12 protein-coding genes and 2 tRNA genes are annotated in these 12018 nt (G+C 55.1%); 12 read left to right on the top strand and 2 right to left on the bottom strand.

From position 1 onward, the window contains the following. Window positions 1-198 precede the first annotated feature (198 nt). The 3 genes from NHH03_RS17465 to NHH03_RS17455 all read left to right on the top strand — a co-directional run bounded on the left by NHH03_RS17465 (window position 199) and on the right by NHH03_RS17455 (window position 2322). The gene (locus NHH03_RS17465) at window positions 199-1020 is read left to right on the top strand and encodes a TIGR02452 family protein (RefSeq protein WP_253158272.1); all 822 of its coding nucleotides are present in this window, start codon (window positions 199-201) and stop codon (window positions 1018-1020) included. A 105-nt stretch (window positions 1021-1125) separates the two neighbouring features. Beyond that, on the top strand, window positions 1126-1689 hold the full coding sequence (locus NHH03_RS17460; protein ID WP_253158271.1) for a 3'-5' exonuclease: 564 nt from the start codon (window positions 1126-1128) through the stop codon (window positions 1687-1689). A 168-nt stretch (window positions 1690-1857) separates the two neighbouring features. Then, window positions 1858-2322, top strand: a complete 465-nt coding sequence (locus NHH03_RS17455) for an NADAR family protein (protein WP_253158270.1) — start codon at window positions 1858-1860, stop codon at window positions 2320-2322. A gap of 383 nt (window positions 2323-2705) precedes the next feature. Here NHH03_RS17455 and NHH03_RS28220 read toward each other — a convergent pair whose 3' ends face one another. Next, window positions 2706-2999: an MTH1187 family thiamine-binding protein gene (locus NHH03_RS28220; protein WP_315861464.1), complete on the bottom strand. Its 294-nt coding sequence runs from the start codon at window positions 2997-2999 to the stop codon at window positions 2706-2708. 417 nt (window positions 3000-3416) lie between these two features. On the opposite strand from NHH03_RS28220, the gene NHH03_RS17445 reads away from it, so the two are divergent. Further along, window positions 3417-5135 (top strand): hypothetical protein, encoded by a 1719-nt coding sequence (locus NHH03_RS17445; RefSeq protein ID WP_253158268.1) that lies wholly within the window; start codon window positions 3417-3419, stop codon window positions 5133-5135. 10 nt (window positions 5136-5145) lie between these two features. After that, window positions 5146-5457 (top strand): hypothetical protein, encoded by a 312-nt coding sequence (locus NHH03_RS17440; protein ID WP_253158267.1) that lies wholly within the window; start codon window positions 5146-5148, stop codon window positions 5455-5457. Between the two features lie 233 nt (window positions 5458-5690). On the opposite strand, the gene NHH03_RS17435 is transcribed toward NHH03_RS17440, so the two are convergent. Continuing rightward, window positions 5691-5927 (bottom strand): hypothetical protein, encoded by a 237-nt coding sequence (locus NHH03_RS17435; protein ID WP_253158266.1) that lies wholly within the window; start codon window positions 5925-5927, stop codon window positions 5691-5693. 698 nt (window positions 5928-6625) lie between these two features. Between NHH03_RS17435 and NHH03_RS17430 the strand changes: the two genes are divergently transcribed. The 7 genes from NHH03_RS17430 to NHH03_RS17400 all read left to right on the top strand — a co-directional run bounded on the left by NHH03_RS17430 (window position 6626) and on the right by NHH03_RS17400 (window position 11940). Further along, the gene (locus tag NHH03_RS17430) at window positions 6626-7093 is read left to right on the top strand and encodes a DUF1569 domain-containing protein (protein WP_253158265.1); all 468 of its coding nucleotides are present in this window, start codon (window positions 6626-6628) and stop codon (window positions 7091-7093) included. 487 nt (window positions 7094-7580) lie between these two features. Further along, a tRNA-Phe gene (locus NHH03_RS17425) sits at window positions 7581-7652 on the top strand. Between the two features lie 42 nt (window positions 7653-7694). Continuing rightward, window positions 7695-7767 (top strand) — tRNA-Pro (locus tag NHH03_RS17420). A gap of 742 nt (window positions 7768-8509) precedes the next feature. After that, window positions 8510-10207 (top strand): TROVE domain-containing protein, encoded by a 1698-nt coding sequence (locus NHH03_RS17415; RefSeq protein ID WP_253158264.1) that lies wholly within the window; start codon window positions 8510-8512, stop codon window positions 10205-10207. A 159-nt stretch (window positions 10208-10366) separates the two neighbouring features. Further along, on the top strand, window positions 10367-10921 hold the full coding sequence (locus NHH03_RS17410; RefSeq protein WP_253158263.1) for an RNA 2'-phosphotransferase: 555 nt from the start codon (window positions 10367-10369) through the stop codon (window positions 10919-10921). Window positions 10922-10928: 7 nt separating this feature from the next. Continuing rightward, window positions 10929-11318 carry a macro domain-containing protein gene (locus tag NHH03_RS17405; protein ID WP_253158262.1) on the top strand — a complete coding sequence of 130 codons (390 nt, stop codon included), beginning with the start codon at window positions 10929-10931 and terminating at the stop codon, window positions 11316-11318. Window positions 11319-11418: 100 nt separating this feature from the next. Beyond that, a complete protein-coding gene (locus NHH03_RS17400) occupies window positions 11419-11940 on the top strand; it encodes a macro domain-containing protein (RefSeq protein ID WP_253158261.1) in 522 nt (173 codons plus the stop codon). Window positions 11941-12018 lie beyond the last annotated feature (78 nt).

Here is a 12018-nt window from a genome sequence, read left to right as displayed (position 1 = left end):
TTTCGATAAAGTCTCTACCAACAAACATTTCCACGCGTTCAGTTCCCGTAGTGGACGAGGCGACGAGTCCCTACTTTCTACCACGATCTCGGACTCGTCGCCTCGTCCACTACAACGACTTAGATTATCGCGAACCAAAACACCGAGGCGCGTGTCCTGTCATGATTTATAGGAGAATCCCGCAGGGAGGAATTCAACATGACACTGAAAAAACTGGCAAAAGAAACACTCGACCTGATCGAGGCGGGCGAATACCATGCGGACGGTCGGACCGTGAAGTTTGCCGAGCAGCAAGAGTCGGCCGTCCTTGGCACACGCCTCTACCGACCTGATGAAATCGCTGCGCTATCCGCGTCCCCAGCCGATGAGAACCAAACGATTCGCGTAGTGGACGGGACGACTCAAGTCGTCGCCCAGCAACTATGCAAACTGGCCATGGCCGAACATAGCGAAGTTGCGCTGTTGAACTTCGCATCGGCCCGAAATCCCGGCGGCGGATTTTTGAATGGTGCGAAGGCACAGGAAGAGGACCTGTGTCGCTGTAGTGGTCTGTATCCGTGTTTGATCCAGTGCATGGAATACTACGAGACCAATCGTGCTCAATCATCGCTGCTCTACACCGACCACATGATCTTCAGTCCGTCGGTTCCGTTCTTCAAGACACGCGGCACCGGCGACTTGCTTGCCGAGCCGTTCTTTGCCTCGGTGATCACCGCACCCGCGCCGAACAGTGGCCCGTTTTTGCGAGGTAACCCAGAAGCTACCGAAGAGCTCGAGCAGACGTTCGAGCGACGCTGGCGGAATGTGCTACGCATCTCACGAAATCAGGGTGTTAAACGCCTGCTCCTAGGTGCTTGGGGATGCGGAGCTTTCGGAGGTGATCCAGTGATGGCATCACGTACAGCCAAATCGGCGATCGAGAAAGACGGAGGCGGAATCGACGAAATCGTCTTCGCGATCCCCGGCAATGGCCGGCAAAGCAAAGCCAACCTGGATGCGTTCCGCGAAATGTTTCATTGAACCCAAACTGTAGTAGACGAGGCGACGAGTCCCTAGCCATAGAATCCAAGTGGGAGGACTCGTCGCCTCGCCCACTACGCAAACTCAATTTCAGAAGGACACGCTATGGCAAGAAAACTAGATCAGATTCTGGTAGTCGACGTTGAGTCGACGTGTTGGGATGGCCCGCCGCCCGAAGGCGAAGAGAGCGAAATTATCGAGATCGGTTTATGCCTGGTCAATGTCGCCAAGCTAGAGCGAAAGAGCAAGCACAGTCTCCTCGTCTGTCCCGAGCGATCCGCCATCAGTCCTTTCTGCACAGAACTCACAACTCTGACGCCGGACATGTTCGAAGCAGCGGGCTCGCTCCGCGACGCGGTCAAACGATTGAAGCAGGAGTTCGATTCGAAAGACCGACTGTGGGCCAGTTGGGGCGACTACGATCGTCGCCAGTTCGAGCGAGTTTGTTCAGCGGCAGGCGTTGGCTATCCCTTTGGAATCACCTACCTGAATGTCAAATCGCTGTTTGCGGTATCGCACGGTCTGAAACACGAGGTCGGACTGGACGGGGCGTACGAAATGCTGAACCTGCAGATGGAAGGCACTCACCACCGGGGAGGCGACGACGCCTGGAACATCGCTGGTATTCTTTGCCGGTTGCTTGAAGCCGCAAGAGTTGCAAAGCCATAGTTGCAAGTTCGACGAATCCCGTTCGTCGGCCCGGGCGTGAACCGGGTAGGTAAGTCTCGTCGCCTGTTGACTTCTTCACCGTTGGCTTTGTTTGTCCGAATGACCTGGTGAACCTGTTTTTGCCTGAAAGCGTCTTCCTCGAAACTACCAATAGACGCGGAAATCGAGATGGACCAGCCAATCAAGTTCTACAGTACTGGCGATGAATACGGCGAGTTCTCGAACTTTGCTGCCTATCCAATACGAATCGGCAATCGTATGTGGCCAACGAGTGAGCACTACTTTCAGGCCATGAAATTCAAGGACAAGAAGGACCAAGAGCAGATTCGAAAAGCGAACTCGCCGATGCACGCGGCAAGGATGGGCCGCGATCGCAAGCGTACATTGCGCAAAGATTGGGAATCCGCCAAAGTGAATGTCATGCGTGAAGCACTGCTCGCGAAATTCACACAACACGAAGAACTCCGAGAGTTACTGCTTGGCACTGGTGATGCCAGAATCATCGAACACACAACCAACGATGACTACTGGGGCGATGGTGGAGACGGCTGCGGAAAGAATATGCTTGGCAGGATACTCGCCGACGTCCGCTCTACTTTGCGGGAAGACTTGTCGAAATCGAAGCTAGAGTAGGAAGACGCGACGTGACACCCGATCGGGAACGCACTTACTTTAGGCTTCGGTCGATGCAACCTCAGCAAGACGAAAACGCTCTCACGACATCCAAGCCATAACGATGACGAACAGTAGCGCAGCGATGCCGAAAATGATCATTAACCCTCCACAGCCAATGGAATTGTTGGATCCACTTACATCGCCGAAAAGATCAAAGTCGTCTAGCAAGGTGCTGACTCATGGGTGAATTGAGTGAAAGGCCGATGGCAGCTGGCAGCGTTTTTATCGTAACCGAAACTGCTGACTCGGTCGCTGCGGCTCCGGCGGCCGAGTCCGAAAGAACACGCTCGCTGCCCTCTTCTCGAAGATTGGAGAACGCCGTTCCCAAAGAGGGGTGGCTTTCACATTAAGGCGACACTGTCGATCTTGTCCTGCATCGATTGTTCGCGATCCGTGCGCGTGCCGGCTTTGATGTTGGTCGTGATTCGCGGTGCGCCCATCGCGTGAACACGTTCGTGGCAAAGCTTGATCGCCGCGAACACATCGTCCCAGTCGCCCTCGATGTTTGTTCCGTATGCATGAAGCTGATGCTCCAGCCCGGCTTCCTGTAACACCTTCTGGCACTCCGCGACGTACTTGCTTACAGAAACGCCCACGCCCATTGGAACGACACACAGATCCACGATGACTTTCATCTGACATTTCTCGGGACAAGTTGAAAATGTATTGAGTCCATGATTTTGAACGCGAGCTTTCGTGACGGCAATCCCGTCTCGTACAACGTCTTGAAGAATCAACCGGGCGATGGCTTCTTTGTGGTCGACGAGGAACACAACACGGTGCCGGCTACCGGCGTCGTCCACTACTTTCGCTGCGACGGGACCGTTCGCGCCGATCGAACTCGAAAAAGGCGTGCTGCTGACGATGTTCGGCGGCTGGAAGAGGGTGCTTTGGAAGTTTAAGATTAACTCTATGAATTGAGCTGCTCTCGACAATTCTTTGTCGAGTGTTGCCATCGCCGATGTCTCTGTCACCCAATCGCAAGGCAAGGTGACGACAATCGACGCAATGACGACTCAACTCCCCTGACGTACCAGCGAACGAGTCTTCTGATGAATCAGTCTGAAGCCAATGACCAATCACAACCCATGCCGATGATTGTGGTCGTGTTGGACGGTGAGCAAACATGGCTGGGAACCGCAGTGGACGATGACGCGGCGCTGACGTTGTGGGCGACGATGTCGGAAGATCCAGCGAACTGGGACGAGGTCGCTGCGTATTGGCCCAGGTATCGCTGCCCGGGAGTGTGCGAGTTTTTGGATGGCTTGCCGTTCCGTCCCTGCGATCGCTGCGACGCGTTGCAGGCAGTCGACGGACATGGGCGCTGGCTAGCGATCGACTTGACGCAAAAGCGAGTGATAGCCGGGGTTGGCCTCGAGACGGTCGGTCGAGACGCGACGTTGGCGATTGTCACTGACGAAAATGGAAACCGGCATTGCCCGTTGCCAATTCACTTGCCTCCTTGGTGGGAATTGCACGAATCGGCAAGTGCGGAGATCGTTAAAACGCAACGCGAAAACGAGGTTCAAATTCCCAGAACCAACCGCACTGTGCTCTTCGGTTCAGCCATGGTTGATGGTTTGGCATCCAGGATTCTCCAAGTCGTGGCGGAGGGACGTTTGCCGAAACTGAATGACGAGGCAATCGACGGAGAAACTGGCGTCCCCGAAGCGAGTCATCTGCTTCATGCATTGACGGTCGAGGTACATCGCGATTGGTTGATGACGTCGCGAACTGATCTGCGAGGTCGCTGTCCTCGAGAGCTGTTGCACGGCTCCCACCACTGGAGCGGTTCGATCATCGATGGGCAACGGCTGAGGTTCGAGACTGGTGCGGGAATGATTGCAGCACCCGATGATCTGATTGGCTACGACGATGCACCAATGGGTCGCGAAGAGATGATCATTTACTTCGACGTCTGCCGCGAAGTAATCCAGTCGGGTTGGTTCTGGTGCCAGAAAGAGCTAGAAACCGGCGCCGACGCAGATCAATTTTCAAACGGCGATCGCCAGAGTCGCTTGGCAGCCTTTCTCGCTGATGTCCGCGATTCGTGGTTGCAGTCTCCATTTGAGGGCGGGTCGCCAGCGAGTTTTATCGTCGAGTGCAGTCGTCGGCGGGTGCCGCGCGGCAGCGAGGTTCCGATTCAGGGCATGGACGGCTGCGAATCCCCGCAACATCTACCGGATTGCGACTGCCCGATTTGCGACATGATGGCCTCGGAAATGTTTGGCGTTGGATTCACCTCACTTGATGGGCATCACTTGGAACTCGACGAGGAGTTTGCCTTTTCGACTCACGAGTTTTTTGAAGACTGGCAGCGCGAACAAGATGAATACCGGGCTTTCAGCGAAAAGTTCAATCGTGAGCAAGCCGAGCGGGAAGCAAGGCTCGCGGCGGGTGAAAGGGAGGAGGATGTCTATGCTTCAGCTTGGTCCAGCCCAATGACGGACGGCAACTTGCCTGGCGATCCGAATGGCTACTTGAAGCTGTCTTTTCGGCTCGCTGAAATCATGAGCGACTTGGAATGCTTGGGCGCTGACGGTGATGCCCTCAAGAATCTGAACCTCTCGTTCCGTGACTACCGGCAAGACGGCAACAAGAACAATGCAGCGGCTAAGGAGAAGCTGCAACATCTGCTCAACGAAGCTGCCGATCGGTTTCCTGGGGTACTTCCGAAAGTCGCGGATTTTCAATCCCAGTTGGACGAGCGAGAACGAGCGGCACTCAACACCGATGGAAACGACTGGCTCGAAGACCAATTCCCGTTTTGAAAGGGCATTCATGGGTGTGACAATCCACTATCGCGGAACGCTAGACGACATCCGACGCACTCGGGAGATGGAGGATCAAGTGATGGACTTGGTGTTCGCGCTGGGTGGCAAGGCGACGGTTTGGCGATCATTCGCGGACCACGATCCGTCTCGAGTTGTTCGTGGACTGATGATCGACCTGTCGCCTGGGCAGGACACACTGAGTCTGCTCGTTTCCCCCCAAGGTCATCTGACGCCGTTATTCCAAATTGAAAAGGTGGAACAGTCGGCTTTTACCGAGCCGCCCTACTGCTTTGTGAGGTTCGACATCGGATTGAAGTGAGTCTATCCATTGCTGATGAAGTTCGTCCGCCAGTCGCATTGCGTCGGTATCATGCTTTGCTAGCGACAAAGTGGTGTCCAGTTCTTGCGCCGAACCGTTTCCGCCCAGACTTTCAAGAAACAGCTTCTGCTCATTGCGTTTCTGCGTCTTCGATTCGTGCAAAAGCTCCGCTTTCTGCTGCGTTGATAGTTCGAGTTTTGGCATCGTGTGTCAACTCAACTCCTAGAAATGTGCTATTGCAATGTGTTGAGCAGTTTCAAATCGCTGTGGTATTGTTTGACAGCAGCGTCATGTGACGCCATCGTTTTTGTCAAACCCAGCGAATACGGGCTACCGCTCCGGATCGTCTTCGTCTGAATATCGAGTCCTCGAGAATAGATCACATGTTCCATGTGACTCCGGTTGCGCTCCGCGGCGGGAATCTGGGTTTGTTGCGCCGTCGGGTCAGCCAGAAATTGACTAAGTTGCAAACAGTATTTGCATTCACATCCAACTTTCGAGTCGCGTCGGAAATCACTCGGTGGTTGAGGCTCACTGGATGTCGCATCAACCAGCCGTGTTTTTAGTCGCTCTACCCAATCCGCTAAAGCCCCGGGCATCTCATCGTGCTGTTTTAACGCAAACTCACGAAGTTTGACGGCGGCCGGAACTTGAAAAGAACGAAACTTAAAAACGCTTGGGCAACTATCCAGCAAATCGATCATGTCACCGAGACAATTGGCGTCGGCAGCGATGATTGCTTGGGTTAGTACGCGCCAACAATCTGTAGGCGGACTACCACGCCTATACCGCTGCTCGCCCAGATTTTTCGAGTGAGCCGACAACTTTGCGGCGGCGCTGCAAAGGAGTCTGTGAAGTTGATCGCGCGAAAGTCCGCAGTGCTTCTTGTCCTTGGCGACTTTGAGCAACCAATTTGCGTCGCGTGTTGCCAAGCCTTCCAGAAAATGGATTCTATATTGGTTTGGAGGCGGCACGCATTCGACCAGTCGATGAAGTAATGGCAACACCTCTTCTACGCCCAGGCGGCGAAGCGAAGTCGTCACAAATTGATTCAATTCAACTTGCCAATCCCGCAAGGAAACGACTTCGAGAAAGCGGTCGATCAAACACGGATGTCGCCCATAATGTGCTTCCAAAGATTCAGATTCTACCGAGATGCCGCAGACATATGAGTGACCTCCGTCAATTGCAGTTCAACAATCTCGAAGCCGCCGTCGATGACGCTCGGCAATTGTTGGCCAGCGGCTATGTCCGGAACGGAAACTGGTCGCTCGGGCAGATCTGTCGGCACCTGGTTTTGGTTCAAGATCCCAGCGTCGATGGCTATCCGGTTTGGATGTCGCTCTTTGCGCCATTGCGGCCTCTGGTGCGACGACTACTGATGCCCAAGGTGCTGAGCGGTGATTCTCCTCGCGGGATACGAACGGCTTCGATATTCGTTCCGCCAGACGATTTGGAAGATGCAACCGAAGTCGAAACATTTGCGGCGAGTGTTGCACGCCTGCTAAATCACTCCGGCAGTTTCGCTCCGCACCCAGGATTCGGCCGATTGCAACGCGAGAGCATTCTGGAAATCCATACCGCGCATGCTGCTCACCATCTCCGGCATCTTCGAGCTGAAGGTGACTCTGCTTGATTGGCCAGTGGAGAAAATCTCGCGTGTTGCGAGTACAAAAGCATGGACGAATCGTTTGACTTTCATGCGAGAGACGTAGTGGACGAGGCGACGAGTCCTGTTCATTCGCCGCCACGCGGGGATTCGTCGCCTCATCCACTACGTAAGAATTCGCGAGTTTTTTCGCGAACCATTCGGATCCCATAACGTCTATTACCCCAGAACCGGCCAAGCCGGAACACAAAAGTCACACCCAGAGAAGCGAGTCGAGCTTTCTGATGTTTACCAAGCAGCAATCAAATCAACTCGAACGGATACACGAAGGGATTGCCTTCGGCGGTAGCGATTGGTCCTTATCCAATATGTTCCTGCCCGGTAATAGCCCGACGTATCGATTGCTCACGTGACACTCGCTTCAAGCGAACTGCTTTCTACATGAAGGCTCGGTGTCACGCAGACATCGAGCCTTTTTTCGTGTCCGTACCGGACGAACCCAATTAGCCAACATGGGCTGGTAGCTGAGACGGTCTAGCGGCGGTCTGAAGAACCGCAGACGAGGATTCGAGCGCCTCCCGGCCCACTGACAAGGAAGATATGCGCCGACGGAATCGGCAACACACATCGGATACAGGTGCAGATGGAAGCACGCCTGCTTTGGGAGCAGGAGGGTCTCGGTTCGACTCCGAGGTGTCCGACTTGAATGGGAACACGACGGTAGTCGAGGGCTGGTTGCCCAAACACGGCTGATAACCGAGTTGCGCTGAGTTCAATTCCCAGGGCTACCACTCACGACAACGAATACGAAGGAGAACCAAACATGCTTCAGCGATTGAAACGCATACCCCAGATCATTCTTGGGGTTGTGGTGTAACTGGCAGCATGACGGACTTCGGGCACCGACGAAGGATGCGTTGGTCGTCGTGTAGGTGAGAGTTCGATCTGGTCACAACTTCGTCGATCGCGTTTTTGCATCACAACCCGTGGGATAGGCATCCTGCCTGTCAATCAGCCATCGACAAGCTGGAAGCTTATCCCACAACACGAAACACACTCGGCTGCCGGTTTGGAGTACATGGCAAATGACCGAAAGGTTTAGCGGGTTCAAGTCCCGCCCCGTCCGCTTTCATTGAATACGGACGGGTTCTCTGACCACCACTTCGCCGAGTGCTTTTTCGATTTGCCCTAACCAGACAACACAGCACAACACAAAACCATCGTGCTGCGAAACGGCCCCATTTTGTTCGGGGCGTTTCCACGCGGTGGCAAGAACACCGATCCGACTGCCGGAGTGGAGTCCATAGGTTCGATTCCTGTCGTCCCGACTCCAACCGCGCCGAGACGTTTCTCGGTCGCGGCCCCATCCCGGGGCGAAGCTCATTTGGGAGCAAACCTCTGCACCAAACTTCGTCGGATCACCTTTTTGAGTAGGAGGTCAAGATGGCCAACAAGAGTCTGTTTTCAAGCATCACGAGCGTTCTACCACGTGCACTGGCTGTCAACGAAGCTGGCGGTCCGGCGTACAAGTTCCCGGCCAAGCATGCGCTCGCGCAGCTTGCGGCTACCGGTACGTTCGGAAACGTGTTCTACGCGACGGCCTCGGATCAGCTTGACCAACTGCGAAAGCTGATCGACGAAGTCGACGACAACGAGTTCCTGGCAAAGCTGGCCGTCTACTCACGTGAGCGTGCTTACATGAAGGACATGCCGGCAGCGCTGTTGGTTGTGCTGTCGACTCGCGACACGGCTCTGATGCACCAAGTCTTCGACCGAGTCGCGGACAACGGCCGCGTTCTGCGCACCGTTTTCCAAATGACGCGTTCAGCTCAATTCGGTCGCAAGGGCCTGTCGTCATCGTTGCAGCGTGCGTTCCAACGTTGGCTGAACGACGCGTCTGTTGGCAAGTTGCTTTCAGCTTCGATCGGAAACGATCCGAGCCTGCGTGACGTCCTGCGAATGGCACGTCCGACGCCGAAGGATAACGCTCGCCGAGCGTTGTTCGGTTGGCTGACCGATAAGGAAGTCGATAAGTGGGCTCCAGCGACGGAAGCGGACTTGCCGGCCGAGGTTCAGTCACTGAAGGCGTTCCGTGCTGCGGAGACCGAAGAGGCTCAGGCGTTGATCGCTGGAGACCTGCAAGTTCGTTGGGATTTGCTGGCCGACTCGGCCAAGGGTCCGATCGTCTGGAAGGCAATTGCCCGCCAGATGGGACCACAGGCACTGCGCATGAACCTGAATACGCTGTTGCGTCATGACGTTTTCAAAGTCGTGGATCGCTCCGCCGATCCAACGATGCGTGAGACCGACGGAGCGGTCAACGACAATGCAATGATCGACTACGTTGCCGGCCGCATCGCGGACGTTGACGCGATTCGACGTTCACGTCAGTTCCCATACCAGTTCTTGGCGGCGTACCTGAACGCTGCGGACGAGGTACCACACAAGATCAAGTCGGCATTGCATGACGCGGCGGAGATCGCATGTGGAAACATCCCGCAGCTACCGGCGCCGGTGATCATCGGTCTGGACACGTCTGGATCGATGGCCATGTCTGTAACAGGTCGTACGGTTACGGGATCCGGCGGTCGAGGCCGCGCATCGAAGATGCGTTGCGTTGACGTCGCCGCGTTGTTCGCCGCGGCGATCCTGCGTCGCAACCCGGATAGCATCGTCGTTCCATTCGACACGCAAGCCTACCAGGCAAAGTTCGATCCGAGCGATTCGATCCTGAGCCTGTCGGCGCGACTGTCGAAGTTCGGTGGCGGCGGAACGGATGTGTCGTTGCCGTTGGTCGAGGCCAACAAGCGTTACGCAAAGCGTACGTTTGCTGGAGTCGTCCTGGTCAGCGACAACGAGAGTTGGATCAACTCCGGACGTATCTACGGATACGGCCGAGGCGGTTCGACCGGCGTCATGACCGAATGGGAGAAGTTCAAGAAGACTCAGCGCGGACACGGCATCGCCGATCCGAAGTTGGTCTGCATCGACATCGCCCCATACGGCAACACGCAAGCACCCGATCGACAGGATGTCCTGAACATCGGAGGCTTCAGCGATGCCGTCTTCAACGTCGTTAGTAACTTCCTAGAGTCCGACTTAGCCCGCTTCGTCCGAGAGGTCGAAGCCGTTGAGCTGTAGGACGATAGGCTAAAGATCGAAACGCCCGTGACGGAAATCTCTGTCGCGGGCGTTTTTTGGTAGTGGACGAGGCGACGAGTCCCTCTCTTTGCCTTCCCAGCAGGGATTCGTCGCCTCATCCACTACGTCGGCATGCGTGAACCCTTTAGAATGTCAAACATGGCTCACAACAACAAACTCGTCTCCACCAGCAAGTTCCTCAGCTTGGTCCTTCGCCATCGGCCCGAAGTGATTGGTGCCAAGCTAGACCCTGAAGGTTGGCTTTGTATCGATGAATTGATTGCCCAAGCCGACTCGCATGGAAAATCGATCACGCTGGAGCTATTGCACGAAGTGGTCGCCACGAACGACAAGAAACGTTTCGCATTGAGCGAGGATGGCTTGCGAATCCGTGCCAGCCAGGGTCATTCGGTATCCGGCGTCGAACTCAACCTCGAGCCGAAGACCCCTCCCGAGATTCTCTATCACGGAACGGTCGCGGCTTTCCTTGACAGCATCCGAGCCACCGGTCTGCAAAAGCGATCACGACACCATGTCCATCTTTCACCCGATGAAGAAACCGCGACCAAAGTCGGCTCGCGGCGAGGCAAGCCTATCATCCTGCGAGTCGCGGCCGAAACCATGCATCGTGACGGCCACAGGTTCTATTTTTCCGCCAACGGAGTCTGGCTCGTCGACGCCGTGCCACCAACCTACCTGACTTTTCCGGAATGATTGGCTGATGGCGAACGTTGAGGTTGTCCAAGGTGATCTTCTCGACCAAGACGTCGATGTAATAGTCAACGCTTGGAACCGAAACATCATCCCTTGGTGGCTGCTACTACCTCAGGGAGTTTCCGGAGCAATCAAACGCCGCGGTGGGTATGCTCCATTCAGAGAACTCGCTAAGCATGGTGCGATTCCACTCGGTGGAGCAGTGCTGACGGGCGCTGGCAAACTTCCCTTCAAGGCGATCATTCATGTAGCAGGGATCAGCATGTGGTGGCGTTCGAGCGAACGTTCGGTCCGCGACTCCTGCGTCAATGCTATTAAGCTTGCCAATGAGCATGCTTTCGGATCAATCGCATTTCCCTTGATTGGTGCCGGCACCGGCGGAGGATCAGCTCATTAAGTTCTTGATATGATGAAAGACAAGCTTTCAAGAGCTGAGTTTGACGGACGAGTCGTCATCGTTCAGTTTCAAAAACCGATAAGCAGTCGGGATTAGATCAATGCAAGTTGAGATCAAAGTTGGCGATGTGTTGCAATGTCCCGCTGACGTTTTGATTTCGACGGCGAACCCGTGGTTAAATCTTTCTGGGGGAGTCAACGGCGCCATCCTTTCAGCCGTGGGTCCTGCGATCCAAGATGAACTTCACAGCTACCTGAAGTCTCATGGAATCTCAGCCGTCCCCGCCGGAACCGTCGTTCAAAGCGGAGCCGGCAGTTTACCGTTTCAGTGCATCCTTCATGCGGTGGCGATCGATCCGTTTTATGACTCGTCGATCGATCTTGTTGGGCAAACGCTGCGTACCGCATTGGGAATGGTCATCGAACGAGGCGCACAGACCGTTGCTTCCCCGACCTTAGCCACTGGATACGGTCCGTTGACGATCCCGGATTTCGGTCGAGCCGTCTCACCGCTGCTGAGCGATTCAAACTTCGACGCGATCACACTCACAATCGTTGTCAGATCCGAGGAACACCGTGCCGAACTTGAAGAAGCCATCCACGGCACGGTAAATCAAGCCTAAGGAGGCTGCGTGAAGTACGGCCTGCTCTTCTGTTTTCTGGCAATATCGATGCTGTGCCAAGTTGTTCGCTGGCAGGTT

The organism is Stieleria tagensis (assembly GCF_024129865.1).
Lineage (GTDB): Bacteria > Planctomycetota > Planctomycetia > Pirellulales > Pirellulaceae > Stieleria > Stieleria tagensis.
Note: the sequence above shows the minus strand (reverse complement) of the source record. Positions and strands in the feature narration are given on the sequence as shown.